Raw genomic sequence first — 25,528 nt, 5'->3', positions numbered from 1 at the left:
GTTTGCAACAGCACCCTACGTGTTGAACAAGCAGATGCGAAACGCAGAAACGGGCGAATGGTTCCCCTTTGAGGAGTACGAGGCAGGTGCGCTGCGGGAGGGCAACGGCGATCCTGAGGCAGATAACTACAATTCGTTGACGGGCTACGCTTGGTCCTCCGGCAAATTTAAGCTGGAGGTGCGCGTCCCGTGGTTGCTAATGAATTTTCGCGACCCGAGCCGGCGCGAGGTGACCGCGGACCTGTGGGATGACAAGTCCGTAAACGAAAGCAAGTTCGTCGACAACACTGGGCTAAGCTTCGTGTTCGCCGGCGGTGACGGCGACGACGTGGCGCAGCAGGCGACCACGCCGGTGCGCAACACCTGGGACATGTGGGACCGTTTCGAGACGGCCCATCGGCTGAAGGAGTCGTACTTCATCATGAAGTCGTTCTTCGCCTCGGTTCAATAACGACGCTGGGGGTGTTGGTGGGGCCGAAGGTGCCGGGCAAATATTATTTTCAGCAAGTCCCCAGCATCCAGTACGGTTAGCCCTGTGAAAGGCACGAACTCGCCGGTTGTGGAAACCCTCGGCATTGACATCGTCCCAGAGGCAGAGCGTACTGCGAAGCCCGCAGACCTCTTCTGGCCATGGTTCGCGGCAAACGTGTCCGTGTTCGGTATCTCCTACGGCTCATTCATCCTCTGGTTCGGCATCTCGTTCTGGCAGGCGGCGCTGGTCACCGCGTTCGGCGTGACGTTTTCGTTCTTCCTGTGCGGTCTGATCGCAGTGGCGGGCAAGCGTGGTTCTGCTCCCACCATGGTCCTTTCCCGAGCCGCGTTCGGCGTCAACGGGCAGAAAGTGCCCGGGATCGTCTCTTGGCTCACCTCAATCGGGTGGGAGACTTTTCTGTCCATCATGGCGGTGCTGGCCACTACCACAGTAATTCGCCAGCTCGGGGCTGAGCCGGGGACAGTGACGCAGGTTATTGCCACCCTCGTCGTGGCGGTGCTAATCGTCGGCGCGTCCGTGCTGGGCTATCACACCATCATGCGCCTTCAGTCGATCCTCACCTGGATTACCGGCGCCATCACCGCGCTCTATGCCATGCTCACCATCCCCCACATCGACTTTAACGCGGTGCGTTCCATCCCCGCCGGCTCTGCCGGTTCGGTCATCGGCGCGCTAGTGATGGTAATGACGGGCTTCGGCTTGGGCTGGATCAATATTGCCGCGGACTGGTCGCGCTACCAGCGCCGGGACACGCCTGACCGTTCAATCGTCTTCTGGAACACCTTCGGCGGCGCGATCGCCCCGGTGGTGCTGATCATCTTCGGCCTACTACTTGCCGGCTCTGACGCGGCGCTCGCGGACGCGATCGCAGCAGACCCCATTGGCGCGCTGGCTACCATACTGCCCACCTGGGTGCTCGTGCCTTTCCTCATCGCCGCGGTGCTGGCGCTTGTCTCCGGGGCGGTGCTGGGCATTTACTCTTCGGGGCTGACGCTCATCACCCTCGGCATCAATATCCCTCGGCCGGTCGCCGCGGCTGTCGACGGCGTGATCCTCACCGCCGGCACGATCTGGGTGGTGTTTTACGCCCAAGACTTCCTCGGGCCCTTCCAGTCTTTCCTCATCACCCTTGGCGTACCGCTCGCCAGCTGGGCCGGCATCCTCATCGCGGACATCTTTACGCGCACGCAGGACTACGACGAGGCCGCGCTCTTTTCCCCGTCGGGCCGCTACGGCTCGGTGGATTGGGCCTCCATTACCATCATGGCGGTCGCCTCCGTGCTTGGCTGGGGCCTCGTGGTCAACGCGTTTGCGGATGAGGCCGCCTGGAACAACTGGCAGGGCTACCTGCTACCGCTAGTGGGCGAGCAGTGGGCGGACGCAAATCTGGGCGTGTTGGTGTCGCTCGCGTTCTCGTTCGTGGCCGCGTGGTTCGTGCGGCGCGCTACGGTGCGCCGCCAAGAGGAGCTTGTTGCATAGCAACGCAACCCCACACGTGGGTCGTAGCCCCATAGCGTCGTAGCACCACGAGCTGTTAGAGCAGGTCAGTACCCCAGCGGTTCGCACCGCCGGGGAGGGTGTAAAGGGTAAGTCCGCGTGCCTCGGCGGCGTCGGCGAACTCCTCGACGAACCGGGCTGAACGCCTCCCTGAGGCGCAGTAGACCACGACGTCGCCAGCGGGGAGAGTATCGAGCACTTCGGCGGTGCGTTCAAGCTCGCTCATGGGGAGGTTTGCTCCGGGGTGCGCGATGTCCTTGAGCAGCTTCTCGTGGGGTTCCCGCACGTCCAAGGAGACGGCGTCGCCGCCCGCAAGAAGGTCGATGAGGTGCTGCCCTTCACTATCAGCCGCTTCGGTGCTAGCGCCTGGCACCGCGCAGACTCCTGCGTAGGTCCCTAGTTCCCGCACCAGCTCGCGACTTGGATCACGAGTGACGTTGAAGTGTCGAACGGTGGCGGTGAGCGCGTCGTACATGTGGAGGCGGCCAATGTGTGAGTCGCCGACTCCGGTGAGGAACTTCACTACCTCGGTGGCCATCAGGCCGCCGACGACGCTCGTGGTGACGCCGAGGACGCCGGCTGTGGCGCAGTCGGGAACAGAATCCGGGTCCGGCTGGGTGGGGTAGAGGTCGCGCATACCCACTCCGTCGCTGGGGGCGCCGGGGCCGGACCACCACAGGGCAACGTCGCCGCGGTAGCGCAAGACGGAGCCCCACACGAGGGGAGTACCGGTGATTTCGGCGGCGTCGGCGGCGAGGAATTTGGTTTGGAAGGTGTCGGAGCCGTCGATAAGCATGTCAATGCCCCGCAGCGACTCGACAATGTTGTCTTCCGTAAGCCTGCCGTCTACCGCATGCGCGGTGATGTCGGGCTGCAGCTCGCGTAACCGCTGCCCCGCAACCTCGACCTTCTTTCGGCCCACGTCGGAGGCGCCGAAGAGAATCTGGCGGTGGATGTTGGAGAGCGAGACGACGTCATCGTCGACCACGGTGATGGTGCCGACACCGGTAGCAGCGAGCGTTTGCATCACGGGGCATCCGAGGCCGCCTGCGCCGATGACAAGGACGTGGGCGCCTCGGAGTCGTTCCTGCTGTTCGATGCCGAATCCGGGCAAGTTGAGCTGTCGGGCTGTGCGCGCGAGCTCGGAGGTGGGTAGCGTCGATACATTCACGGCCCACAGTCTACTTCCCCTGCATAAAATCAACTGAGTGCTTGATTAAAATATACATGGTTGGAGTTTCAATTAAAGGGCACACCAAAATGCGATGAAAAATAACATCTGTACTGTTTCTGCACCATAAACGCCATTGCTACCCCCGTTATAGGGAAGTGTGACTTGTATACGGTGGGCTCGCATGCGGGATCAGCTCGGGAAACGCGGTGCATAAATTATGACCTAGTGTAAAAAATGCAGAAAATGCGTTTCGTATTGGTGTCACTACACAAGTTATCTACTGTGAACCCCATGACAACATCATCAGTAAACAGTGTGGCGGGTGTCCGGACGCCACCGCCGGTCAAACCGGTGTCTCACGGCAAAGCTCTGGCGGTGCTTGCTCTTGGTACCGCATTCCTCGCCTCAACTCCTCTGTTGGTGAAGGCTGCCAACATGGACCCGGCCAGCCAGGCCTTCCTCCGTGTGTCTCTTGGCTTCCTTATTCTCCTCCCGTTCGGTATTTGGGAGATGAAGAAGAAGGAAGGCCTGACTAAGAGGAGCATCATGTACTCCGTGATCTCCGGTCTCTTCCTGGGTGTCGACTTTACGTGTTGGAACTACTCCATCTTCTACATCGGCGCGGGTGTCGCAGCTATTCTGCTGAACCTCCAGGTGATCATCGTGCCGATGCTGACCGCGATCTTTGACAAGTACAAGATCCCGCCGGTCTTCCTCGTGCTTGTTCCGATCATGGCGGTCGGCGTGATGCTGACCGGTGGCGTGTTCGAGCAGACCGCAGAGGCAACCGGTCCTGAGACCATCTACGGCATCAAGACCGCAACCCTGGGTACTGCCTTCGGTCTGACCTCCGGTATCTGCTACTCGTTCTACCTCTACTTCTCGCGCAAGGCCGGTACCTCGGCTCGTAAGGATCTCTACATCCAGCCGATGATGTACACCGCTGCTGCGCAGATGGTTGCACCGACGATCATCGCTCACACCTTCTCCGCCCGCGGCGGCTTCGACTTCAAGAACGGTGTGCTTATCGACGGCGTGCTGCCGTCCGTCAACCCGGAGACCACGCTCGGCGACCCGCTGACCGCTGGTAACTGGATCGCCCTGATCTCGCTGGCAATCTTCGGCCAGGCACTGGCATGGACCTTCGTCCAGTACGGCACCGTCTGGCTCGACCCGACGTTGTCCGCCGGCATCCTGCTGCTGTCGCCTGTGACCTCCGTGATCATCGCGGCGCCGCTGTTCGGTGAGATCCCGTCGCTGCTGCAGATCATCGGTGTGCTGATGATTCTTGCAACGGTGGCATACCAGAACGGTTTGTTCGCAATCCTGTTTGGCAAGAAGAAGAAGTCAGGCGAGGAGAACCCCGACGCCAATCTGTCGGATCAGCTACAAAGGGAAGGACTGGCTCCTGGCCACTCGCCGGAGGAAGTTCCGAACAACCCGAACAAGCTGTAACTAGTTACCGATCCCCGGCGAGCAGTAGCTTGCTGGGGCCGTCGAAATATAAGGAGCAAAAATGAAACTGACCAAGCGTGAGCAGGAAAAGCTTCTCATCGTGGTTGCCGCAGACGTCGCACGTCGCCGTCAAGAGCGTGGCCTCAAGCTCAACCATCCAGAAGCCGTGGCTCTGATCTCCGACTTCATCCTCGAGGGTGCGCGCGACGGCAAGACCGTTGCGCAGCTGATGAGCGAGGGTGTCGAGGTGCTCAGCCGCGACGACGTCATGGAGGGTGTCCCGGAGATGATCTCCGACGTACAGGTAGAGGCAACCTTCCCCGACGGCACCAAACTGGTCACCGTTCACAACCCGATCCGCTAAGAAAAGAGAGTTTTCCATGATCCCTGGTGAGTACTTCATTTCTGATAACGGGCCACTGACCATGAACGAGGGCCGCGAGGCAACCACCCTCGAGGTGACGAACCGCGGCGACCGCCCCGTCCAGGTTGGCTCCCACTTCCACTTCGCTGAGGCAAACTCCGAGCTCGAGTTCGACCGCGAGGCAGCTCACGGCAAGCGTCTCGACATCCCGGCAGGCACCGCTGTGCGCCTGGAGCCGGGCGACAGCCGCACCGTCCAGCTCGTCGACTTCGGTGGTCGCCGTGAGGTTCACGGCTTCAACTCCAAGGTCAACGGCCCGGTCGACTAAACACAAGGCACCAAAGAGAAAGGTATTTAATCATGGCATTTGAGATGGAGCGTAAACAGTACGCCGAGCTCTACGGCCCGACTACCGGTGACGGCGTCCGCTTGGCGGATACCAACCTTGTGGCGCGCGTTGAGAAGTCCCTGACCCACTACGGTGAGGAAGTCACCTTCGGTGGCGGCAAGGTCATCCGCGACGGCATGGGCCAGAACAGCCGCTGGGTAGGCGACGAGCAGGTTCCCGATGTTGTCATCACCGGCCCGCTGATCATCGACTACACCGGCATCTACGTCGCTGACATCGCTATCAAGGACGGCAAGATCATCAAGATCGGTGCCGCCGGTAACCCGGACATCCAGGACGACATCGACATCGTCATCGGTGTCAGCACCGAGGTTATCTCTGGTGAGGGCAAGATCGTCACCGCTGGTGCGCTCGATACCCACATCCACTTCATTTCCCCGGAACAGGCCCGCGTCGCGCTCGACAACGGCACCACCACCATGATCGGTGGCGGCGTTGGCCCGGCCGAGTCCACCAACGCGACCACCGTTACCGCTGGTGCAGCAAACATCACGCGCATGATCCAGGCCACCCGCGACTTCCCGGTCAACGTTGGCTTCCTGGGCAAGGGCCACGCGTCCGACGCCAACCCGCTGCGTGAGCAGATCCGTGCTGGTGCGATTGGCCTGAAGATCCACGAGGACTGGGGCGCAACCGCCAACTCCATCGACACCGCGCTCTCCGTGGCGGACGAGATGGACATCCAGGTCGCGATCCACACCGATACCCTGAACGAGGGCGGCTTCGTGGACAACACCATCGAGGCAATCGGCGACCGCGTTATCCACACCTTCCACACCGAGGGCGCCGGCGGTGGCCACGCTCCGGACATTGTGAAGGCTGCAAGTCTGAGCAACGTGTTGCCGGCGTCGACCAACCCGACCCTGCCGTACACGGTGAATACGCTGGATGAGCACCTTGACATGATCATGGTGTGCCACCACCTCAACCCGGACCTGCCGGAGGACGTCGCATTCGCTGACTCCCGCATCCGCCGCGAGACCATCGCTGCTGAGGACGTGCTGCACGACATGGGTGCCATGTCGATTACCTCCTCTGACTCCCAGGCCATGGGCCGTGTCGGTGAGGTCGTCCTGCGCACCTGGCAGGTTGCTCACCGCATGAAGGAGCAGTTCGGTCCGCTCGAGGGCGACTCCGAGGGCAACGACAACAACCGCATCAAGCGCTACGTGGCGAAGTACACCATCAACCCGGCAATCGCCGCTGGTGTCTCCCACGCAGTTGGTTCCGTCGAGGAAGGCAAGATTGCCGACCTGGTTATCTGGGAGCCGGCGTACTTTGGTGTCAAGCCGAACACCGTGCTCAAGGGCGGCTTCATTGTTCGCTCCGTGATGGGTGACTCCAACGCTTCGATCCCGACCCCGCAGCCGCGCACCATGCGCGACATGTTTGGTGCCTACGGCCACGCTGCTGCCCGCACCTCGGTGACCTTCCTGTCCACAGCCGCATTCGAGGCGGGCGTTCCGGAGTCGCTGAACATCGGCCGCAAGTACGTCGAGGCGAAGAACATGCGCAACATCTCCAAGAAGGACATGAAGCACAACGACGCTACGCCGAACATCGAGGTCGATCCGGAGACCTACGAGCTGACCGTCGACGGCAAGAAGGTGACGTCTGAGCCGGCAGAGGTGCTGCCGATGGCACAGCGCTACTTCCTGTTCTAGTTAGACCTTGTGGCGAAAACCAGCTAGTCTGAACTAGAAACCCAGCGTGAGCGGAGAGGCTTCGGCCACTCCGCTTTCGTTTTTTCAAAGGAGTTGAACATGATTGTTACTGAACTTCGCGGTAACGTCCGCGACCTTGGCGCTAACGCGCACGTCGCCGACCGCGTGGTATTCGACAACGAGAGCCGGCTGAAGCGGATCCAGCGCGTCACCACCGAGGGCGGCACCGAGCTTGGGCTGAAGCTGGACAAGTCCGTGCGCGAACTCGAGGACGGCGACATCCTCGCCGAGACCGACCAGGGTGTCATCGTGGCATCGATGGCCCCGCTCGACGTGCTGGTGATTCAGCCGGCCTCGATCGAAGAGGCACTGAAGGTGGCTCACTCGCTGGGTAACCGCCACCTGCAGGCGCAGTTCTTCGGCGCCGACAGCGATTTTGGCGCCGAGGTCATGGTCGTGCGCTACGACCACACGGTGGAGCACCACCTGGACCACGTCGGCGTGAACTACCACCGTGGGGACTACGTAATGCCGAGGGCTTTCCGTCATGCAGAACATACCCACTGATGTGCGCGCCAGCCTGGTTGTCTGGCACATCACCGACTCGGCCCTGCCGACCGGTGCGTTTGCCCACTCCGCAGGCATGGAGACATTCATCCAGCGCGACGAAGTCAGCGATCCGGACAGCTACCTGAAGTGGCTGATCGGCTATTTGCACCAGGCCACGTACGGCGAGGCGCTGTCCGTGCTACTTGCAATTCGTCTGCAGGCGGCGAACTTGCCGCTCGAACAAGCGAAGGAAGAGCTTACGCTTCTCGACGAGCTGTGCCACGCTACCCAGACCCCGGTTGAGCTGCGAGCCTCGATGCAGGCGATGGGCAAGCGCATGGCGAAGGTTGCACGGATTATCGACGCCGCGGATTCACTCGTCGAAGAGTACGAACAGGGCCTGCGTGAACGCCGCTACTACGGCAACCCCGGCATTGCCGCGGGTCTCGTGCTCGGAGCGGCCGGCGTCGACGAGCTCACCGCAGTGCGCGCCTACCTGATGCAGATGGCCAACTCGATGACTCAGAACGCGATCCGCGCGATCCCACTCGGCCAGGACGCCGGTCAGAGGATTCTTGTGAGCGTCTACGAGTACCTCCCGGGCTTCGCCGAGGAGACGCTGACCCACGACGTGGCAGACCTCGGTGTCTCCTTCCCGCGCCTGGAAATCGCGCAGATGCAGCACCAATACATGCGTTCGCGCATGTTCATGTCTTAAAAGAAAGGAAGTAATTTCACTATGGCAACGATCAAGGTTGGAATTGGCGGCCCCGTCGGCTCGGGCAAGACTGCGCTGATCGAGCGCATTACCCGCGCGCTGGACGGCGAGGTGTCGATGGCCGCAATCACCAACGACATTTACACCACCGAGGACGCGAAGATCCTCGCCCGCGAAGGCATCCTGCCGAAGGACCGCATCGTCGGCGTCGAGACCGGCGGCTGCCCGCACACCGCGATCCGCGAGGACACCTCGATGAACGAGGCCGCCTACGAGGACCTGGTGGCTCGCCACCCGGATCTGGAGCTTGTCTTCGTCGAGTCCGGCGGCGACAACCTGTCCGCGACCTTCTCCCCGGAGTTGGTGGACTTCTCCATCTACATCATCGACGTCGCCCAGGGTGAGAAGATCCCGCGCAAGGCCGGTCAGGGCATGATCAAGTCCGACCTGTTCGTGATCAACAAGACCGACCTCGCTCCGCACGTTGGTGCCGATCTGCAGGTGATGGCCGACGATTCCAAGCAGTTCCGCGGCGACAAGCCGTTTGTGCTGACCAACCTGAAGACCGACGAGGGTCTTGACGAGGTCCTGAACTGGATCCGCCACGATGTGCTCATGCAGGACATCGATGGCTAGTATGTGGTCGATTCCCCCAGAGCGGTTTGGGCACGCTGCCGATCAACCTGCCACTGGCACTCTCGAGCTGGGGATTGCCATCAGTGGTGGGAAGTCGGTCGCGACGCGCCAGTACCACGCTGGAGCACTAAAGATCATCCGTCCGCACTACCTGGATGACAGCGGTCAGGTCTACTACATCACTGCGAACCCGGGCGGCGGCTACGTCGGTGGCGACTCGTACCGTATCGCGGTGGACGTCGCCGACGGTGCGTCGATCCTGTTCACGGACCAGTCCGCGACCAAGGTGTATCGCACGCCTGAGTCGTTCGTCTCTCAGAACATCGCCTTCAAGGTGGGCGCGGGTTCCGTCCTCGAGTACGTTCCCGATCAGCTCATCCTGTACCGGGACGCCGACTTCCGCCAGCACATGACGGTGGATCTTCACCCGGAGGCGAGCGCGTTCCTGTCGGACATTGTGACCCCGGGGTGGTCGCCGGACGGTAGTCAGTTCCGCTATCATCAGGCGCACCTGCGCTCAGAGGTTCGCGTTGGCGGAAAGCTCGCGTTGGTGGACAACATGCGCATCATGCCGACCCGCGACACCGAGACCTTGCACTCGCCGACGTTTTTGGGGTCGAACACGCACTTCGCTACCGCGTTGTGCTTCGACCCGAAGATTGACGAGGACCTGATTGAGAACGTTCGCGCGGCGCTGGCTGAGATCGACCAGATCGAGGCCTCCGTCACCGCCTGCGACGTTCCGGGCTTTGTCCTGCGCGCAGTGGGTACCCGCACCGAGCACCTGATGGAAGCGGTGCAAACCGCGGCGAACATCGCGCGCTCCACGTTGCGTGGCCAGGGCAAGCTGCACCTGCGCCAGTACTAGGAGCTCACAAGCCAAAGACCGCAGCCTCGGGTACCGAGGTTGCGGTCTTCGTCGTCCTTATGCCGGCCTACTCGTTGTAGGCGGCTACCCAGTGCAACAGTCCGTGGATCCGCTCGTCCGCGATGCCGTAAAAGATAGTGCGGCCTTCTCGCACGGACGTGACGGTGCCCATCTTCTCCATCGCTCGAAGCGCGGCCGATGCGGTTGCGACGCGCGTGCCGGTGGTCTCCGCCAGGTCTGTCACGGTGAGCTGGTTATCACCCGCGTCGTGGATTGCGTCGAGGAGCGAAAGCCGGGTGGTATCGCCCAACGTCTTGAACACTGCCGCCCAGCTCTCGTGATCACCCATAGCCGACTACCTTAGCGTGCCGTGACTGGGCCATGCACCACCAAGGAAGGCTCACCAGAGACGGCTGACAGCGTTGCGTCCACGCCGAAGGTGGCGCGCAGCAGCGCTGGCGTAAGCTCCTCTGAGGGGGCGCCGAGTGCTGCTACGTGGCCGTCGTCAAGCACAAGCACCGTCGTGCAGTACCGTGCGGCTAGCGCTAAATCGTGCAGCGCGACAATGACGGTGGTGCCGTGGTCGGTCACCACATGCTCGAGCATGTCCATCAGGCGGTACTGGTGGTGTAGGTCGAGGTGGTTCGTCGGCTCGTCCAGTAGCAGATACTCGGAGTCCTGCGCGAGTGCACGCGCCGTCATCGCCCGCTGCACTTGGCCGCCGGAAAGGGTCCGCAACGGCCGGTCAGCAAGCTCGACGAGGTCGGAGTGGATGAGGGCTTCCTCGATCACATCGGCATCAGCGTGAGACTCGTTCCAGAAGATCCCGTGGCCCGCGGTCTGTCCCAGCTCCACCAGTTCGCGCACCGTGAGGTCCGGGAGCGTGCCGTGGCTCTGCGCGACGTAAGCGAGCGTGCGCACGCGTTGTTTGCGGGGGAGGGAGGTAAGCGACGTGCCGTCGAAAAGAATGCTCCCGGTGAAATCGTGGACCCCCGCCATGGAACGAAGCAGCGTCGATTTACCGGAGCCGTTGGGGCCGACGATGCCGACGATGCCGGAAGAGGGGAGTGTGGTGTCGACATGGAGTTCGAACCCGCGGACCTTGGTAGACACGTCGATTTCGATCATCGCGCGATCCTTTTCAAGATGACGAAGAAGACTGGCACACCGATCAGCGCCGTGATGACACCGACGGGCAGTTCCTGCGGTGCGAAGGCGACGCGAGCAATGGCGTCCGCGATGACGAGGAAGAGTGCGCCGACAATGGCCGAGATCGGGATCAGTCGCTTGTGCAGCGGACCGATGACCATACGAACGGCGTGTGGCACGATCAGGCCGACGAAGCCGATGGCGCCGACCGATGCCACCGTCGCTGCGGTGAGAAGTGAGACCACGACCAGGACGGTGTAGCGGACGGCGACCACTGGTACGCCCATGGTGTGGGCGGTGGCGTCGCCAAGCGTCAGCGCATCGAGGTGGCGCGAAAGCGCCCACAAGATGGCGATACCGATTGCTCCGGCGATTGCGACCACGACGAGCGTTCCCCACCGCGCGGCGGAGAGCACCCCCAGCAGCCAGAACATGATGCCGCGGGTTGATTCCGCGTTGCCCGACGCGGTGACCACGAGCGAGGTGATTGATTGAAAGAGGTAGCCGACAAGCACACCTGTGAGCACGACGCGGGTCGCGTCCGCTCTGGTGTGGCGCAACAGCGTCATCAGGAGCAGGAACGAAACCAGGCCGCCGATTGCGGCGCCGACGATGATGCCGAACTGCCACGTGGAGAACATAATCGCGATGACTGCGCCCGTGGACGCGCCGGAGGAGATACCGAGCAGGTAGGGCTCGGCGAGATCGTTGTGGGTGATCGCCTGCATGGCAACACCGCACACGGCCAAGATGGCGCCCACGCACGCGGCCATCAGCACGCGGGGCAGGCGCAGCTCGGTGATGATGGAGCGCTGCAGGGGCGAGAGATTATCCAGATCCCGGAGCGAAATGCCGCTGGAGCCCAGGGGCAGCGAGATGACAATGGCGAGCGCTAGGGCCACAAGCGAGAGCAGCCCGAACACTAAGGAACGCTTCAACTTCTAGCCTGCGATTCCGTTGCCGATGGCGTCCGAAATTTGCTGCAGGCCCTGGTAGGAGCGCGCAGACGGGGACGTGGTGACGCCGTTGATGATGATGTAGCGCTCGTCTTGGACCGCCTTGAGGTTCTTGGTGCCCGGCGTAGTCTTCAGCGTCTCGGCCTTTTCCTGCCAGGTGTCGCCCGGCTCGCCGCGGATCGGGAGATCGGCCAGGATGATCACATCCGGGTCGGCCTCAGCCACGGCCTCCCACGACACCTGCGGCCACTCTTCCTTGACCTCCCCAAACGCGTTGGTCATGTTCACCGCGCTGCCCATCTCGGTCACGATCGACGGGCCGCCAGCGACGTAGGGGGCACCGCCGATAGCGGAGTAGATGAGGACAAAGGTGGTGCCGTCCGGCGCCTGGTTGGCGCTTGTGACCGTGTCGCGCAGCTTCGCCTTCAGGTCGGTCGCCTCGGACTCGCGGCCGAAGATCTCGCCCAGTTCGGTGATGTCCTTTTCGATCAGGTCGAACGATGACTTGCCCGTGTTGTCGCCGTAATCGTGGCACTCGGTGTTGGACTGGTAGGTGCGGACACCGAGGCGGTCCCACTCCTCGCGGGTGCCGGCGGAATCCGCCGTCCAGACCAGCGCGAACGGCGAATAGACGAAGTCGGCGTCCACCGCGCGGATCTGCTCGGCGGTGGGAATCGCCGGCGCGATGATCTCCGGGGTGTCGTAGCCGTCCGGCGGGTTGTCCTTCTGATGGCCCACGCCCGCAATCTGGTCGCCAGCGCCGAGCATCAGCAACGTGTCTGACGAGCCCTGCTCGAGAGCGACAGCGCGCTCCACCGGCGGCTCGACCGAGATTTCGATGCCACAGTTGTCGATGGTTGCCCCCGACGCCGCGGTGTTGGAGGTGTTGGCGGTGTCAGCGGTATCGGCGCAGCCTGCCAAGAGGAGTGCGGCAGCGAGGGGTAGGGGAAGTATGCGGCGCATGGGGACCTTCTTTCAAACAATCAATATATTGTTTGAATATAGCGCACGCGCACGAGTGCGGGACGAAAGGGGTTAGAACGAAGAGCCAGCCGGGATCGAGGACCCACGAAGCGGCGAGTTGAACGCCTGGATGTGGCCGCGATCGAGATAGATGTCGTTGATCTCGCCGACGCGCACCGCACGGGTGAGGTTGGCGTAGCCGACGATGAAGTTATTGCGAGCGTCGCTGTAGACCACGATGTCGCCGAAGCGGCGAACCTGCAGCGGGCCAATCGGCGGCGCGCCCGCGAAATCGCTCGGGTTCGCGCAGTCCCACGCGTCGCCAGTGCCCAGCAGCATGGCGTTCACCTGGCCTCGCTGGGAGCACATGTGCCCCGGCATCGAATCAACGGTGGATAGGCACTTCACAAACGACTGGCCGTCCACGTTGTACACGCCGCAGCGCGCGGTGCCCGCGCCGTTCGAGAACGTTGCCACGGGCGCCTGCGCCGGCAGCTTGGCGTAGTCGGCCGGCCAGTCAACACCGCGCGGGTTGAACGGGGAGGACGAGACCTGTGTGACGGCCTGTGCTGCGGGCGCGGCGAGGCAGGACAGTGCGGTGGTGGCGGCCGCAGCGAGGAAGGCTGTGCGTTTCATGCACCCGTTTATAGTACGGAATCCGCCCAGCTCGCAAGGCCCTCAAACGAGGAAGACGCAACGGCGTGCTCGCGCTTCGGGATGCGCCCAGCCTGCCGGGAGAGGCGACCCGCCTCGACAGCGTGCTTCATCGACTGCGCCATGGCCACCGGGTCCTGGCAGCGGTTCACGGCGCTGGCCAGCAGGACGCCGGAGCAGCCGAGTTCCATCGCGAGCGCCGCGTCGGATGCGGTGCCGACGCCGGCATCGATCAGCACGGGTACCTCGGCGCGGGAGCAGATGAGCTCGATGTTGTGCGGGTTCAAGATGCCCAGCCCGGTGCCGATTGGGGAGCCCAGCGGCATGACCGCCGCGGCACCGAGATCCTCGAGGCGTTTGGCGGCCACCGGGTCGTCGGAGGTGTAGGCCAGCACCGTGAAGCCTTCGGCGATCAGCAGTTCGCACGCGTCGATGGTTTCGACGATGTCGGGCAACAGCGTGCGGTCGTCCGCGATGACCTCCAGTTTCACCCAGTTCGTGCCGAGCGCCTCGCGCGCGAGCTTCGCGGTGATCACGGCGTCGCGCGCCGTGCGGCACCCCGCGGTGTTGGGCAACGGGTCGATGCCGAGGCGGTTGAGCAAGTCGAACACGCTCTCGCCGGTTGCGGGGGCTTGTGCGTGACGACGCATCGCCACCGTCGTCAGCTCCGTCCCCGAGGCAACCAGCGCTTTTTCCAGCATGTCCTGGGAGCTGGAACCGCCGGTGCCCATGATCAGGTGGGAGTTAAAGGTCTTTCCGCCGATCTCGAGCATGGCGTTAACCTCCCTGGACTGCGGTGAGGATGTCGACCACGGCGCCGTCGGCAAGCTGCTGCTCACCCCACGCCGAGCGGGGCACGACGTCTCCACCGAGTGCGACCGCAACCCCGGCCTCCGGCACTTCGCCGAGGGTCTCGAGGACGAGGGCCTCGACCGTCGCGGCGTCGGTGACGCGTGGCTCATCGTTAACTGTGATGTTCATCTTGTTACCTCCTATGGCGCCAAGGGTCGCAGGCTTCCAACGATATCGGCGGGGTGGTTTGTTCCACCAGATCCGCGCCGCAGCGCGCTGCCATGCCCGCGAGCAGGATGCCGTGGCGGAAATACCCCGTGGACACAGTCACGCGCTCGGAGACTCGGCCCAGATACGGCAGGTCGTCGGGGGAGCCGGGGCGCGCACCTGCGTCGGCCTCGAGGAAGTCGCACTCCTCGATTGCCGGGCAAACCTCGATGGCGTCGCGCAGTAGCTGGTAAACACCTTGAGCCTGCGGTTCGGCGCGCCCGTCCTCCCGGGTGGTAGCGCCGATGGTCAGTGTGCGGTCCTCGCGGGGGATGAGGTAGACGGGGCGGTCCTCCACGAACCCGCGCACCACCCTGTTAAGCAGGGGGTACTGGTGGTCCGGGACGCGCAGGTGGATGATGTCGCCGTAGACGGGCCGAAGATCCAGCGGGTTAACGCCCTCGAACCAGCCTGCGATACCTGCTGCGCCAAGGCCTGCGGCGACGACCACTTGGTCTGCGTCAATGTCGTTGGTGTTGGTGACGCGGGTCTGGTCGAATGCCACACCGGCAGCTTCGCACGCCTTGATCAGCGCGCGGGTGAACAGGCGCGGCTGCACTTGGTGGTCACCGGTGATCTCTACCGCTCCCGCCAGCGCGGGAGACAGCGCCGGCTCGAGTGCTCGGGCTTGGCGGGTGGGCAGCCGGTCGACCTCCATGCCGTGGAGATGCTGGTAGGCGGCGAGCTCCTCCAAGTGGGTGTTGTCGGCGCGGTCGCGCGCAACCACTAAGGTGCCGTCGGTGCGGTAGCCGGTGGGGGAGTCGGTGTACTTGGCCACCAGCTCGATCAGCTCCGGGTACCAGGCAGCGGCCGCGTTCATCAGGGGAAACAGCGGATCCTGCTTGTACACCACCTCTGCTGTCGGCGCGAGCATGCCCCCGGCATGCCAGGAGGCGCCGCTGGCGGGTGCCGGGTCGTAGACCGTGACTGAACGGCCGCGGTCCGCCAAGGTGAGGGCGGTGGTCAGGCCGATGATGCCGCCGCCGATAACGCCGACGCGTAAGTGACTCATGCGTTTCACCGTACGCCCCGGTTGGCGCGGCCCCGATCCACCTCAGCGACGACTTGCTCACAGTAGGAACGCGGGTTGTCGGCGTGCATGATGCCGCGCACGATGGCTACGCCGTCCACGCCGGCGCGGGCGAGGTCGCATGCGTCGTCGGCGGTGACGTCCCCGATCGCCACCATCGGCAGATCGGACGCTGCGACAAGCGCGGGGTAGCCGTCCAGCCCGATGGGCATGCGCCCGGAGTTCTTTGTCGGGGTGTCGCGGAACGGCCCGCAGCCGATGTAGTCCAGCACGTCCGCGTAGGCGTTGGCGGCCTGCACGAGTTCCGCGGTGCCGGTGGTTAGCCCGATCACGGCATCAGGTCCCAGGAGCTCGCGGGCGATCCGCGGGTCGAGGTCGTCTTGGCCGAGGTGGACACCGCTGATACCGGCGGGTTGGAGGGCGAGGGCGATGTCGACGCGGTCGTCGATAAGCACATGCGTCGTCGGGCTTACCTCACGCACCGCGGAAACCACTGCGAGCCCGAGTGAGTACAGCTCGCGCGCGGAGATCGGCTTGGAGCGCACCTGGATAACCCCGGCGCCGCCGAGTGCCGCCTGGCGGGCGCGCTCGACCACGTCAGGGCCTTGCCCGGTAACGAAGTAGCAGCGCAGGTCCAGGTTAGTGCTCACGCAGCGCCTCAATCAGCTCGTCCTTGCTCATGGTTGAGCGGCCCTCGATCTCGAGCTCCTGGGCGCGCTCGTACAGCTCGCCTTTGGTCCAGTCCTCGTAGGAGCCGGATTCGCCGCCGCGCTTGCCCACCTTCGACCGGCCCTCACTGGCCGCGGCGTTGGCGATCGCCGCAGCCTTCGACTTCGAGTTGCCTTCCTCGCGCAGCTTTTCGTAGAGCTCGCCGTCTTTCACGCTCGGGCCGCCGGGGGTGTTCTCTGGATGCTTATCAGCCATGCACCCGAGCCTACTGAGTGGCAGGACTTCCGTTGCTAGACCTCGATGGGACCGGTGAGGGTGACCACCCCGAGCGGCTCGATGTGGACGATGGTTTCCGCCCCGCCAAGCGTGGCGGCGAGCCCCTCCTCGATGCGGTCGGCGTGCGTGTGGGCGTGGTCGACGCTCCACTCGCCGGGCACTTGCATGACCACGTTGATCAGGCGTTGGCGGCCGAACGCGGTGGTGCGAAGGGAGGTGAACGCCACGCCGTTGTCGTTTGCGTAGCGGTCGAGGAAGGCCTCCGTTTCGGCGACCTCTTGCGCCGGCAGCGTCTCCGACAACAGCCCCTCGATGGCCTCGCGCAGCAGCTTGTAGCCGGTGTAGAGGATGTTCAGGCCCACCAGGATGGCCACGATCGGGTCCAGAATCTGCCAGCCGGTGACCCAGACCAGCGCCATGCCGACGATGACGCCGACGGTGGTCCACACGTCGGTAAGCAAGTGCTTGCCGTCGGCTTCCAGCGTGCTCGAGCGGTGGGCGCGGCCGGCGCGTACCAGCATCACGCCCACGCCGAGGTTGATAACGGTGGCGAAGATCGAAAACAGCAGGCCGATGCCGAGCTGCTCGACCGGTTCCGGGGTGATGATGCGCTGCACGGAGGTGACGATGATGGCCACCGAGGCGACCAAGATGAGCGAGCCTTCGACCTGGGCAGCGAAGTACTCGGCCTTGGCGTGGCCGAAGTTGTGGTTGTCGTCTGCGGGCTTAGCGGAGAGTTTCAACGCCCACAGGCCGACGCCCGCCGCCGCGACGTTGGCCAGCGATTCCAGCGCGTCGGAGAAAAAACCCACGGAGCCGGTAACGAACGCGGCGTAGATCTTCAGGGCGATGACGAAGATGGAGGCCGCGAGCGAGATCTTCATGAATCGCTCGAGGAGCTGCTGCTCTTCGCGCGGGTTGCCGGGGGCGGTTGTGTTTAACGCAGTTGTGTTCGGCACGGGGTTTCCTTTCGGTGCGTCGATAATACGAACCGAAGGTCTCGCTCGCCCGAAGTGCGGTGCTGGGCCGGCGCTCCGGGCGCGGGGTCGCGCCAGTGTGTCGAAGTCGCCGTTGGTGAGCTACTCCCCTTCAACGCCAGCTGACTTTAGCAGCGTGCTGGTAGCGTGGCGAGCATGCGTTGGGTTGTTGCGATTGCAGGCGCCGTCATCGGCGCGCTGTTCTTCGGCTGGCTGCTGCAGATGGTCGGCGTGACTGGGATGCTCTACACCGTGCTGGTGCTGGTCGGCTCCGCCGTGACGTCGTCTGCCGCTAGCGCGCTGTTCCGCCCCCGCCGCTAGCTCCGCCGCTTCCGCATCAGCACGTGGGGGATCGACCCGTCGAGGAACTCTTCTCCCTCCTCGACCAAACCGAAGCGGTTGTAGTAGCCGACGAGCCCGGTCTGCGCTTCGATGACCAGGTCGCCCGGCCACCGGCGGGTGAACTCAAGGCCCGCACGGACGATTTCGGGCCCAACGCCGGTGCCGCGGGCATACGGTGCGACCACAAAGCGGCCGAAGCGGGCGTGGGGAACACCGTCGCGTACTTCGGGAAAAACGCGGGCGCAGCCGGCCAGCCTGCCCGACGCGTCGCGGGCGAGGATGTGGAACGTGTCGCTTGCCGCGTCCACCTCGTCAAGTTCGTTGAACGGGCAGTCCTGCTCGGCCACGAACACGTCGACTCGGAGCTTGAACAACTCGTAGGCCTCGCGCGCGGTCATGTCGTCGAGGGTCTTGAACTCAGTGTTGAACTCGGGGTGTGTCACGGGGTTTAGCCTAGCCCGCGTGTGACGTATGGTGTCTATGTTGCTCGAGATACCAAAAGGGGTTGTGATGGGCCGTCGTTTCCTTCGCCAGGTAGCTGCCGCGGTTGCGGCGTGCGCGATCGCTGTGGCGGGTGCCGCGGGTTCCCCAACGGCTGCGGCGCAGGAGCTCACCGCCAAGGACCTGAACTACGTTTGGCGCACGGACGCCGTGGCGAAGACGCTGGCCGGCAAGCCGTTTGCGGACAAGGTGCTGCGCCGCGTTCCGGGCTCGCTTCACGACGCCCCCCGCATCCCCGCCGAAGCCCAGCAGGCCGTAGAACGCGGCAACGCACTCTACGGCCCCGGCACCCCGGTCTACGTCGGGGCGGGCCAGGACCAGCTCATTTGCACTATCGCGGTGGCGGGCTACGACAACACCGGCCGCAAGATCGCCATTACCGCTGGGCACTGCGCCAAGGTGGGCGACCCGGTGGTAAACGCGGACGCGCAGTCTTTGGGCCAGACCGGCCGCGTCACCCACGTCGACCGCAACTTGGACTACGCGGTAATCGCGCTCGCGCCGAACACCGAGGTCACGCGCACCTATGACGGCGTGACCATCAACAACCTGGGATCGGCGCCGCTGGCCCCCGGCGCCACCGTGTGCAAGAAGGGTGTCGCCTCCGGGGTGACCTGCGGCATCACCTGGTACGACTACCAGGCGATGAACGTCAACCAGGTGTGCGCGATGCAGGGCGACTCCGGCGCGCCGCTCTTTGTGGGCGACCGGCTTGTGGGGCTGGTCAACGGCGGCATGTTCCCGCCGCCGTTCGCGCTTGCCTGCCACACGCCGCTGCAGGGCCCGGTGCACGCCCCGACCGGCTCGGCGCGCGCCGACGCGGTGCTGGCGCAGGTGCCGGGCGACTTCCGCCTGCCATGACGCCGAAAGGCACGAACGCCGGCGGGCGTTAACGCAGCCGGTCCAGCACCGCGTCGTGCAGCAGCCCGTTCGTCGCCACTGCGTCCCCGCCGTGCGGGCCGTCCTCGCCGGCAAGTGAGGTAAACCGCCCGCCGGCCTCGGTGACCAGGACTGATAAGGGGGCGAGATCCCACAGCGACACCTCCGGCTCAGCTGCGATGTCGACCGCTCCCTCGGCGACGAGACAGTAGGAGAAGAAGTCGCCGAAACCGCGCAGGCGCCAGGTCTCATCTGTCATCCCGATGAAGTTCTCCCGCAAATCCCGGGCGTGCCAGCCCTCAAGCGAGGACATCGACACCGACGCGTCTGCGATGTCGGACACTCGCGAGACCTGCAGCCGCTTCACGTCCTTGCCGCCGAACGTGCGCCACGCGCCCGCGCCTTCAGACGCCCACCAGCGGCGGGCGAGCGCTGGGGCGGAGACGGCACCGACGGTGGGGTGGCCGTCGACAAGCAGCGCGATCAGCGTCGCCCACACCGGCACACCCCGGACGAAGTTCTTCGTGCCGTCGATCGGGTCGATGACCCACTGGCGGCCGGAGAAGGTGACGTCGCCGCCGAACTCCTCGCCGAGCACCGCGTCTGCGGGGCGAGATTGCGCCAGCCGCTCGCGCAGCGCCCGCTCCACAGCCAGGTCCGCGTCGGAGACAGGCGTCATGTCTGGCTTCGATTCGATGGCCAAGTCCGCGGCCTCAAAGCGGGAGAGGGTAATCGTGTCGGCCAGGTCGCTCAGCTCGAGCGCGAGCGCGAGGTCGTCCGCGTAGTTAGTCATGGCCTAGCAGTCTAGCTTCGAGCTCCGAGGCGATTTGCGGGTTTCCGGCAACGCACCAAGTCACTCCGCCCGCGTCGACTTTCACAGCGCGGCCGCCCGCGGCCTCGATCAACGCCTTGCCGGGCAGCCAATCCCAATCTGCCACGGAGTGCTGCAGCCAGCCGCCCATCTGCCCGCTGGCGATGTTGGCCAAGTCCACGCTGCCGGCGCCCATCATGCGCACCGTCGCCGCGCCGCTCACCGCGCGCAGCCAGGTATTCAGGATGTCCGGGTCCGACATGTGCGCAGGGTGCAGGTAGGTGACCAGGGCTTGGTTGCTTATCGACGCCCCCTCCAACACCCCCAGCGCCACCCCGTCACGCCGCGCCACCCCGCCGTCCGCCACCCACGTTGTGCCCGTCGCCGGGCGGTGCACCGCGCCGATAAGCGCGTTGCCGTCTGCCGGGTCGCCCTCCGCCAGCGCGATCGCGGAGCAGAAGTAGTCGGAGCCCTGGGAGAAGTTGTAGGTGCCGTCCACGGGGTCAATGACCCACGTGCGGCCCGTGGCGGAGGCGTGGGCGGCGCCCTCTTCGCCCAGGAGCCCGTCGTCGGGGCGAAGCGCGGCGAGGGCCTCGGCGACGAAGGTCTCGGCGGCGCGGTCCGCCTCCGTCACCACGTCGGAGACCGAGGTCTTTGTGTCGGTGGTGAGGCCGGCCGCGCGCATCGTCAGCGCGAGCTGGCCGGCGTGCTCAACCAGCGAGGCGGCCAACTGCGCGTCGGCCGCCTCGCGGTGGGTGTCAATGAATTCGGCGGTAGTTACGTGAGCGTTCACTCACGCCATTATTCCGGAAGATAAACGTTTGATCCGTGCTCGCGGAATTCCTGCGCCATGGCGGCCTCGCCAACCTTCGCCTCCGGGGCCGGAGTTTCGGCGCCGACGGTGGGCATACCCAGATCCGCCAGCTTGTCGCCGAACTCGTCGCGGATGTCCTGGCTGATTCGCATGGAGCAGAACTTCGGCCCGCACATGGAGCAGAAGTGCGCCGTCTTCGCGGGCTCCGCCGGCAGCGTCTCGTCGTGGTAGGCCTGCGCGGTGTCCGGGTCGAGCGACAGCGCGAACTGGTCGTGCCAGCGGAACTCGAAGCGGGCCTTGCTCATCGCGTCGTCCCACTCGCGCGCGCCCGGGTGGCCCTTGGCCACGTCGGCTGCGTGCGCCGCGATCTTGTAGGTGATCACGCCGGTCTTCACGTCGTCCTTATTGGGCAGGCCGAGGTGTTCCTTCGGCGTGACGTAGCACAGCATCGCGGTGCCGCCGGCGGCGATGTTGGTGGCGCCGATGGCGGAGGTGATGTGGTCGTAGCCGGGGGCGATGTCGGTGACCAGCGGGCCGAGTGTGTAGAAGGGTGCGCCGCCGCACCACTCTTCCTCGTGCTCGTTGTTGATCTGGATCATGTTCAGCGGCACGTGGCCCGGACCCTCGATCATCACCTGCACGTCGTGGTCCCAGGCGACCTTGCGCAGCTCACCGATAGTCTTCAGCTCGGCGAACTGGGCAGCGTCGTTCGCGTCGGCGACAGAGCCGGGACGTAGGCCGTCGCCAAGCGAAAAAGCGATGTCGTACTGCGCGAAGATCTCGCACAGCTCCTCGAAGTTCTCGTAGAGGAAGCTCTCCTTGTGGTGCGCGAGGCACCAGCCGGCCATGATCGATCCGCCGCGGGAGACGATGCCGGTGACGCGGTTGGCGGTCATCGGCACGAACGGCAGGCGCACGCCGGCGTGGACGGTCATGTAGTCCACGCCCTGCTCCGCCTGCTCGATGACTGTGTCGCGGAAGATCTCCCAGGTCAGCTCCTCGGCCACGCCGTTGACCTTCTCCAGCGCTTGGTAGATCGGCACAGTGCCGATCGGCACCGGCGAGTTGCGCAGGATCCACTCGCGGGTGGTGTGGATGTCGTTGCCGGTGGACAGGTCCATCACGGTGTCCGCGCCCCAGCGGGTCGCCCAGCGCAGCTTGTCCACCTCCTCGCGAATGGTGGAGGTGACCGCGGAGTTGCCAATGTTGGCGTTGATCTTGGTCAAAAACGCGTTGCCGATGATCATCGGCTCGCTCTCCGGGTGGTTGATGTTGTTCGGGATGATCGCGCGCCCGCTGGCCACGGCCTCGCGGACCTTCTCGGCCTCGCAGTGCTCGCGCAGCGCCACGAAGCGCATCTCCTCGGTGATCACGCCCTGGCGGGCGTAGTGCATCTGGGTGACGCGTTTGCCTTCCTTCGCGCGCAGCACTGGGCGCGTTGCACCGCGCCACTCCTCGGACGCGGCGCCGCGCTTGGCAGCCCGGGTGCCGTCGTCAAGCAAATTGCGCTTGCGCCCCTGGATCTCCTCCACGTCGCCGCGGCCGCGGATCCACTCGCCGCGCAGATCGGGCAAGCCCTCCTCCGGCTCGGCGTAGGGGCCGCGCGTGCGGTAAATGTGCACCGGCTCGTTCGGGCCGGTGGGGGAGTCGTCCAGCTGGATCGCGGTCTCCGGGACCTCGAGCCCGTCTTGGCGAATCGGGGCGTAGCTGTGCTTGGGGTGGATTTCTTGCGCGTAAATGTCGGCCATAGCCGCTCCTTTGACTTCCTTCGCTGGTTCTAACCAAACAGGTTCCGACGGTGCTCGCGCGGCTGTTCAAGGTAAACCTCAGCGCGATCTCAGCCCGCTGCCGCGGGCGCCCGTGTAGGTGCAAGTTTCAAGTGTAGCGGTTGGCCCCACACGGCGAGGCCGGGAGGGGAGCCGCGCCGGCGCTGTTTGACGGCCAACTAGACTTAGGGGCTATGCAATCGGACACTCAAGCGCGCATCGCGGATTTGGACGCCACCCTCGGCACCATCGAGCAGGTGATGGACTTAGGCCAGCTGCGCGAACGCGTCCGCGAACTGGAGCAGCAGGCGGGCGACCCGAGTCTGTGGGACGACCCGGCGCACGCGCAGCAGGTCACCTCCGACCTGTCCAACGTGCAAGCGAAGCTGAAAAAGGTGACTTCCCTGCGCGAAAGGCTGACGGATCTGCCGGTGATGTACGAGCTCGCCGAGGAGGAGGGTGACACCTCCATCGCCGAGGACGAGCTTGCTGATATCGCGGCGCAGATCGATTCCCTCGAGGTGCAGACCATGCTCTCCGGCGAGTACGACGAGCGGGAAGCGGTGGTCAACATCCGCTCAGGTGCGGGCGGCGTCGACGCGGCCGACTGGGCCGAGATGCTGATGCGCATGTACGTGCGCTGGGCGGAGAAGAATGGCCACAAGGTCGACGTTTACGACATCTCCTACGCCGAGGAGGCGGGGATTAAGTCCGCAACCTTCGTCGTCCACGGCGATTACATGTACGGCCAGCTGTCGGTGGAGCAGGGCGCGCACCGCCTCGTGCGCATTTCGCCCTTCGACAACCAGGCGCGCCGCCAGACCTCGTTTGCCGAGGTGGAGGTGCTGCCGGTGGTGGAGCAGACCGACCACATCGACATCCCGGATGCGGACATCCGCGTCGATGTCTACCGTTCTTCCGGGCCCGGCGGTCAGAGCGTCAACACGACGGACTCGGCGGTGCGGATTACCCACCTGCCCACAGGGATCGTGGTGACCTGCCAGAACGAGAAGTCTCAGATTCAAAACCGAGCGAGCGCGCTGAACGTGCTGCAGTCCCGCCTGCTGGAGCGCAAACGCCAGGAGGAGAAGGCCGAGATGGACGCGCTCGGCGCAGGCGGCAACGCGAGCTGGGGCAACCAGATGCGCTCGTATGTGCTGCACCCGTACCAGATGGTCAAGGACCTGCGCACCGAGTTCGAGGTGGGGGATCCCCAGAAGGTGCTCGACGGCGATATCGACGGATTCTTGGAGGCCGGCATCCGCTGGCGCATGGCCCAGGCGGAGGCGTAAGGAGCCCCTGCTTATCCGCGTTCCCGTCACACACAATAAAGCCCGCCCACACCATTCGGTGCGAGCGGGCTGATGTCTAGGTTCTCGGCGTTGCCGGTTCTCTAGGCGTCTACTCTAGGCGTCGCGCAGGTCGATGCCCTTCGTCTCCGGGAGGAACTTCATGGAGATGAGGGTCAGGATGCACAGTACCACCACGTAGATGCCCGAGATGTGGGTCATGTCGTGGGCCGTGAACCACTGGAAGATGTACGGTGCGGTACCGCCGAAGACAGCGACCGACAGCGAGTAGGCGAAGCCGATGCTCGAGGTGCGCTGGGAGGTGGGGAAGACCTCGGCCATAACCGGCGCCAGCAGCGCGCCGCCGGCCGCGACCGCGATCACGGCGATGGTGGACGAGACCAAAAGCGTCCACGGGCGCGAGTCAATGAAGCCCATGAGCGGGATTTGCAGCAGCGCGATCGAAATGGCGAAGGTGTACATGACCGGTTTACGGCCGATACGGTCAGACAGCGAACCCCACAGCGGCAGGGCGATCAAGCCGCAGGCCTGAGCGAACACGGAAACCCAGTAAGCGCCCTGGGTGGACATGCCCTCGTGGGTGATCGCGTAGGTGGAGACGTAGGACGTCCAGGTGTAGTGCGCTGACGTCACACCCGAGACCATGCCGATGACCAGCAGGATGTTGACCCAGTTCGGACGCTTCGGGGTCTGCGGGCGGGTCGGGGAGAGGTGGTCGTAGTCGGCTGCGCCGCCTTCCTGCAACTCCTCGAAGTGCTCGGACTCCTTCATGTGGCGGCGCAGGTAGAGCGCGACCACAGCTGCGCCAGCACCGAGCCAGAACGGGATGCGCCAGCCCCACGCTGCGATCTGATCGTCCGTCAGCACCAGCGAGATGATGCCGCCGAGGGTGAACGCGATGACGGAGCCACCGAAGATGGACATGTAGACCATGGAGCCCCACTTGCCGCGGTGCGCGGCGGGTGCGATCTCCGGGATGTAGCTGTTCGCGGTGGCGGACTCACCGCCGTGCGCGAAGCCTTGCAGGACGCGGATGACCAGCAGCATGACTGAGGCCCAGATACCGATCTGCTCATAGGTCGGCATAATGCCGATGACCACGGCGGACAGCGCCATGATGATGATGGTGATCATCAGGACGTTCTTGCGGCCAACGCGGTCAGCGATGCGGCCAAAGACGATGCCGCCGAGCGGGCGGACGAGGAAGCCGATCGCGAACACGCCAAAGGTTGCCAGCAACGCCGAGGTGGGGTCCGACTTGTCAAAGAAGGCCTTGGCGATAAATGGGGCAAAGACGGCGTAGGAGCTCCACTCAAACCACTCCAGAAGCTGGCCGATCAGGCTGGCGCCGAGCGATTTGCGGTCTGCGGGGCGTTCCGCCTCGATGTGGGTGCTACCCATCTGGCGCCGAGATGGGGCTGGTGGCGGTACTGCTGCTTGGGTCACGGGTTCCTCCTTTAGACGTGTTGGGGATGTTGAGCGAAAACTATAACGCCGATCACATTTCATGAGGTGAAGTTAGTTAACTCACCGGATATTGGCTTC

At 64.4% G+C, this 25,528-nt stretch carries 30 protein-coding genes; 13 read left to right on the top strand and 17 right to left on the bottom strand.

The features are described 5' to 3' along the window. Positions 1-34 precede the first annotated feature (34 nt). Positions 35-451 carry a hypothetical protein gene (locus tag V6D40_RS01985; protein WP_334288695.1) on the top strand — a complete coding sequence of 139 codons (417 nt, stop codon included), beginning with the start codon at positions 35-37 and terminating at the stop codon, positions 449-451. Positions 452-535: 84 nt separating this feature from the next. Continuing rightward, complete coding sequence (locus V6D40_RS01980) at positions 536-1,972, top strand: purine-cytosine permease family protein (RefSeq protein WP_334288694.1); 1,437 nt, start codon at positions 536-538, stop codon at positions 1,970-1,972. Between the two features lie 55 nt (positions 1,973-2,027). Here V6D40_RS01980 and V6D40_RS01975 read toward each other — a convergent pair whose 3' ends face one another. Then, a complete protein-coding gene (locus tag V6D40_RS01975; protein ID WP_334288693.1) occupies positions 2,028-3,161 on the bottom strand; it encodes a ThiF family adenylyltransferase in 1,134 nt (377 codons plus the stop codon). 294 nt (positions 3,162-3,455) lie between these two features. On the opposite strand from V6D40_RS01975, the gene V6D40_RS01970 reads away from it, so the two are divergent. From V6D40_RS01970 to V6D40_RS01935, 8 genes are all read left to right on the top strand, one after another. Then, a complete protein-coding gene (locus tag V6D40_RS01970; RefSeq protein WP_334288692.1) occupies positions 3,456-4,619 on the top strand; it encodes a DMT family transporter in 1,164 nt (387 codons plus the stop codon). Positions 4,620-4,680: 61 nt separating this feature from the next. After that, the gene (locus tag V6D40_RS01965) at positions 4,681-4,983 is read left to right on the top strand and encodes an urease subunit gamma (protein ID WP_334288691.1); all 303 of its coding nucleotides are present in this window, start codon (positions 4,681-4,683) and stop codon (positions 4,981-4,983) included. Positions 4,984-4,999: 16 nt separating this feature from the next. Then, positions 5,000-5,311, top strand: coding sequence for an urease subunit beta (locus tag V6D40_RS01960; protein ID WP_334288690.1), 312 nt, complete (start codon positions 5,000-5,002; stop codon positions 5,309-5,311). 32 nt (positions 5,312-5,343) lie between these two features. Then, on the top strand, positions 5,344-7,056 hold the full coding sequence (ureC, locus tag V6D40_RS01955) for an urease subunit alpha (protein ID WP_334288689.1): 1,713 nt from the start codon (positions 5,344-5,346) through the stop codon (positions 7,054-7,056). 99 nt (positions 7,057-7,155) lie between these two features. Next, the gene (locus V6D40_RS01950) at positions 7,156-7,623 is read left to right on the top strand and encodes an urease accessory protein UreE (RefSeq protein ID WP_334288688.1); all 468 of its coding nucleotides are present in this window, start codon (positions 7,156-7,158) and stop codon (positions 7,621-7,623) included. After that, positions 7,604-8,323 (top strand): urease accessory protein UreF, encoded by a 720-nt coding sequence (locus V6D40_RS01945; protein WP_334288687.1) that lies wholly within the window; start codon positions 7,604-7,606, stop codon positions 8,321-8,323. The genes V6D40_RS01950 and V6D40_RS01945 overlap by 20 nt, the downstream gene beginning before the upstream one ends. A 21-nt stretch (positions 8,324-8,344) precedes the next feature. Further along, positions 8,345-8,959: an urease accessory protein UreG gene (ureG, locus tag V6D40_RS01940; protein WP_334288686.1), complete on the top strand. Its 615-nt coding sequence runs from the start codon at positions 8,345-8,347 to the stop codon at positions 8,957-8,959. A gap of 1 nt (position 8,960) precedes the next feature. Beyond that, positions 8,961-9,827, top strand: a complete 867-nt coding sequence (locus V6D40_RS01935; RefSeq protein WP_334288906.1) for an urease accessory protein UreD — start codon at positions 8,961-8,963, stop codon at positions 9,825-9,827. Positions 9,828-9,894: 67 nt separating this feature from the next. On the opposite strand, the gene V6D40_RS01930 is transcribed toward V6D40_RS01935, so the two are convergent. From V6D40_RS01930 to V6D40_RS01880, 11 genes are all read right to left on the bottom strand, one after another. After that, the gene (locus tag V6D40_RS01930) at positions 9,895-10,176 is read right to left on the bottom strand and encodes an ArsR/SmtB family transcription factor (protein ID WP_334288685.1); all 282 of its coding nucleotides are present in this window, start codon (positions 10,174-10,176) and stop codon (positions 9,895-9,897) included. An 11-nt stretch (positions 10,177-10,187) separates the two neighbouring features. Next, positions 10,188-10,955 carry an ABC transporter ATP-binding protein gene (locus V6D40_RS01925; protein ID WP_334288684.1) on the bottom strand — a complete coding sequence of 256 codons (768 nt, stop codon included), beginning with the start codon at positions 10,953-10,955 and terminating at the stop codon, positions 10,188-10,190. Then, on the bottom strand, positions 10,952-11,914 hold the full coding sequence (locus V6D40_RS01920) for a FecCD family ABC transporter permease (protein ID WP_334288683.1): 963 nt from the start codon (positions 11,912-11,914) through the stop codon (positions 10,952-10,954). Before V6D40_RS01920 ends, V6D40_RS01925 begins: the two co-directional genes overlap by 4 nt. Positions 11,915-11,917: 3 nt before the next feature. Beyond that, positions 11,918-12,895, bottom strand: coding sequence for an ABC transporter substrate-binding protein (locus tag V6D40_RS01915; RefSeq protein WP_334288682.1), 978 nt, complete (start codon positions 12,893-12,895; stop codon positions 11,918-11,920). Positions 12,896-12,967: 72 nt separating this feature from the next. Next, positions 12,968-13,531, bottom strand: coding sequence for a hypothetical protein (locus V6D40_RS01910; protein ID WP_334288681.1), 564 nt, complete (start codon positions 13,529-13,531; stop codon positions 12,968-12,970). Between the two features lie 8 nt (positions 13,532-13,539). After that, positions 13,540-14,322, bottom strand: coding sequence for a thiazole synthase (locus V6D40_RS01905; protein WP_334288680.1), 783 nt, complete (start codon positions 14,320-14,322; stop codon positions 13,540-13,542). A 4-nt stretch (positions 14,323-14,326) separates the two neighbouring features. Then, positions 14,327-14,530 (bottom strand): sulfur carrier protein ThiS, encoded by a 204-nt coding sequence (gene thiS, locus V6D40_RS01900; protein ID WP_334288679.1) that lies wholly within the window; start codon positions 14,528-14,530, stop codon positions 14,327-14,329. A gap of 4 nt (positions 14,531-14,534) precedes the next feature. Beyond that, positions 14,535-15,620 carry a glycine oxidase ThiO gene (gene thiO, locus V6D40_RS01895; RefSeq protein WP_334288678.1) on the bottom strand — a complete coding sequence of 362 codons (1,086 nt, stop codon included), beginning with the start codon at positions 15,618-15,620 and terminating at the stop codon, positions 14,535-14,537. 5 nt (positions 15,621-15,625) lie between these two features. Further along, positions 15,626-16,288 carry a thiamine phosphate synthase gene (locus V6D40_RS01890; RefSeq protein ID WP_334288677.1) on the bottom strand — a complete coding sequence of 221 codons (663 nt, stop codon included), beginning with the start codon at positions 16,286-16,288 and terminating at the stop codon, positions 15,626-15,628. Continuing rightward, a complete protein-coding gene (locus tag V6D40_RS01885) occupies positions 16,278-16,562 on the bottom strand; it encodes a DUF7218 family protein (RefSeq protein WP_334288676.1) in 285 nt (94 codons plus the stop codon). The genes V6D40_RS01890 and V6D40_RS01885 overlap by 11 nt, the downstream gene beginning before the upstream one ends. Before the next feature lie 35 nt (positions 16,563-16,597). Beyond that, positions 16,598-17,467, bottom strand: coding sequence for a cation diffusion facilitator family transporter (locus tag V6D40_RS01880; RefSeq protein WP_334288905.1), 870 nt, complete (start codon positions 17,465-17,467; stop codon positions 16,598-16,600). A 249-nt stretch (positions 17,468-17,716) separates the two neighbouring features. Here V6D40_RS01880 and V6D40_RS01875 point away from each other — a divergent pair, with 249 nt between their 5' ends. Then, positions 17,717-17,881 (top strand): glycerol dehydrogenase, encoded by a 165-nt coding sequence (locus V6D40_RS01875; protein ID WP_334288675.1) that lies wholly within the window; start codon positions 17,717-17,719, stop codon positions 17,879-17,881. On the opposite strand, the gene V6D40_RS01870 is transcribed toward V6D40_RS01875, so the two are convergent. Further along, on the bottom strand, positions 17,878-18,345 hold the full coding sequence (locus V6D40_RS01870; protein WP_334288674.1) for a GNAT family N-acetyltransferase: 468 nt from the start codon (positions 18,343-18,345) through the stop codon (positions 17,878-17,880). The genes V6D40_RS01875 and V6D40_RS01870 overlap by 4 nt on opposite strands. 67 nt (positions 18,346-18,412) lie before the next feature. On the opposite strand from V6D40_RS01870, the gene V6D40_RS01865 reads away from it, so the two are divergent. Then, complete coding sequence (locus V6D40_RS01865) at positions 18,413-19,264, top strand: S1 family peptidase (RefSeq protein ID WP_334288673.1); 852 nt, start codon at positions 18,413-18,415, stop codon at positions 19,262-19,264. A gap of 28 nt (positions 19,265-19,292) precedes the next feature. On the opposite strand, the gene hisN is transcribed toward V6D40_RS01865, so the two are convergent. The 3 genes from hisN to thiC are packed head-to-tail and all read right to left on the bottom strand — an operon-like array spanning position 19,293 to position 22,655. Then, the gene (gene hisN / locus V6D40_RS01860; RefSeq protein WP_334288672.1) at positions 19,293-20,075 is read right to left on the bottom strand and encodes a histidinol-phosphatase; all 783 of its coding nucleotides are present in this window, start codon (positions 20,073-20,075) and stop codon (positions 19,293-19,295) included. Continuing rightward, complete coding sequence (locus V6D40_RS01855; protein ID WP_334288671.1) at positions 20,068-20,886, bottom strand: inositol monophosphatase family protein; 819 nt, start codon at positions 20,884-20,886, stop codon at positions 20,068-20,070. Before V6D40_RS01855 ends, hisN begins: the two co-directional genes overlap by 8 nt. An 8-nt stretch (positions 20,887-20,894) precedes the next feature. Further along, positions 20,895-22,655, bottom strand: a complete 1,761-nt coding sequence (gene thiC / locus V6D40_RS01850) for a phosphomethylpyrimidine synthase ThiC (RefSeq protein ID WP_334288670.1) — start codon at positions 22,653-22,655, stop codon at positions 20,895-20,897. Between the two features lie 212 nt (positions 22,656-22,867). Here thiC and prfB point away from each other — a divergent pair, with 212 nt between their 5' ends. Continuing rightward, positions 22,868-23,965: a peptide chain release factor 2 gene (gene prfB / locus V6D40_RS01845; protein WP_334288669.1), complete on the top strand. Its 1,098-nt coding sequence runs from the start codon at positions 22,868-22,870 to the stop codon at positions 23,963-23,965. A 114-nt stretch (positions 23,966-24,079) separates the two neighbouring features. Here the strand turns inward: prfB and V6D40_RS01840 are convergent, their stop codons facing one another. Beyond that, positions 24,080-25,384, bottom strand: a complete 1,305-nt coding sequence (locus V6D40_RS01840; RefSeq protein WP_334288904.1) for an MFS transporter — start codon at positions 25,382-25,384, stop codon at positions 24,080-24,082. Positions 25,385-25,528 lie beyond the last annotated feature (144 nt).

It is taken from the genome of Corynebacterium sp. Marseille-Q4381, from assembly GCF_036881695.1.
Classification (GTDB): Bacteria; Actinomycetota; Actinomycetes; order Mycobacteriales; family Mycobacteriaceae; genus Corynebacterium.
This window is presented reverse-complemented; position numbering and strand designations above follow the sequence as displayed.

Coding starts and splice junctions, on each gene's coding strand:
- V6D40_RS01985 (WP_334288695.1), top strand. CDS start 35: ATGCGAAACGCAGAAACGGGCGAATGGTTCCCCTTTGAGGAGTACGAG.
- V6D40_RS01970 (WP_334288692.1), top strand. CDS start 3,456: ATGACAACATCATCAGTAAACAGTGTGGCGGGTGTCCGGACGCCACCG.
- V6D40_RS01965 (WP_334288691.1), top strand. CDS start 4,681: ATGAAACTGACCAAGCGTGAGCAGGAAAAGCTTCTCATCGTGGTTGCC.
- V6D40_RS01960 (WP_334288690.1), top strand. CDS start 5,000: ATGATCCCTGGTGAGTACTTCATTTCTGATAACGGGCCACTGACCATG.
- ureC (WP_334288689.1), top strand. CDS start 5,344: ATGGCATTTGAGATGGAGCGTAAACAGTACGCCGAGCTCTACGGCCCG.
- V6D40_RS01950 (WP_334288688.1), top strand. CDS start 7,156: ATGATTGTTACTGAACTTCGCGGTAACGTCCGCGACCTTGGCGCTAAC.
- V6D40_RS01945 (WP_334288687.1), top strand. CDS start 7,604: ATGCAGAACATACCCACTGATGTGCGCGCCAGCCTGGTTGTCTGGCAC.
- ureG (WP_334288686.1), top strand. CDS start 8,345: ATGGCAACGATCAAGGTTGGAATTGGCGGCCCCGTCGGCTCGGGCAAG.
- V6D40_RS01935 (WP_334288906.1), top strand. CDS start 8,961: ATGTGGTCGATTCCCCCAGAGCGGTTTGGGCACGCTGCCGATCAACCT.
- V6D40_RS01930 (WP_334288685.1), bottom strand. CDS start 10,176: ATGGGTGATCACGAGAGCTGGGCGGCAGTGTTCAAGACGTTGGGCGAT.
- V6D40_RS01925 (WP_334288684.1), bottom strand. CDS start 10,955: ATGATCGAAATCGACGTGTCTACCAAGGTCCGCGGGTTCGAACTCCAT.
- V6D40_RS01915 (WP_334288682.1), bottom strand. CDS start 12,895: ATGCGCCGCATACTTCCCCTACCCCTCGCTGCCGCACTCCTCTTGGCA.
- V6D40_RS01910 (WP_334288681.1), bottom strand. CDS start 13,531: ATGAAACGCACAGCCTTCCTCGCTGCGGCCGCCACCACCGCACTGTCC.
- V6D40_RS01905 (WP_334288680.1), bottom strand. CDS start 14,322: ATGCTCGAGATCGGCGGAAAGACCTTTAACTCCCACCTGATCATGGGC.
- thiS (WP_334288679.1), bottom strand. CDS start 14,530: ATGAACATCACAGTTAACGATGAGCCACGCGTCACCGACGCCGCGACG.
- thiO (WP_334288678.1), bottom strand. CDS start 15,620: ATGAGTCACTTACGCGTCGGCGTTATCGGCGGCGGCATCATCGGCCTG.
- V6D40_RS01885 (WP_334288676.1), bottom strand. CDS start 16,562: ATGGCTGATAAGCATCCAGAGAACACCCCCGGCGGCCCGAGCGTGAAA.
- V6D40_RS01880 (WP_334288905.1), bottom strand. CDS start 17,467: ATGAAGATCTCGCTCGCGGCCTCCATCTTCGTCATCGCCCTGAAGATC.
- V6D40_RS01875 (WP_334288675.1), top strand. CDS start 17,717: ATGCGTTGGGTTGTTGCGATTGCAGGCGCCGTCATCGGCGCGCTGTTC.
- V6D40_RS01865 (WP_334288673.1), top strand. CDS start 18,413: ATGGGCCGTCGTTTCCTTCGCCAGGTAGCTGCCGCGGTTGCGGCGTGC.
- hisN (WP_334288672.1), bottom strand. CDS start 20,075: ATGACTAACTACGCGGACGACCTCGCGCTCGCGCTCGAGCTGAGCGAC.
- thiC (WP_334288670.1), bottom strand. CDS start 22,655: ATGGCCGACATTTACGCGCAAGAAATCCACCCCAAGCACAGCTACGCC.
- prfB (WP_334288669.1), top strand. CDS start 22,868: ATGCAATCGGACACTCAAGCGCGCATCGCGGATTTGGACGCCACCCTC.
- V6D40_RS01840 (WP_334288904.1), bottom strand. CDS start 25,384: ATGGGTAGCACCCACATCGAGGCGGAACGCCCCGCAGACCGCAAATCG.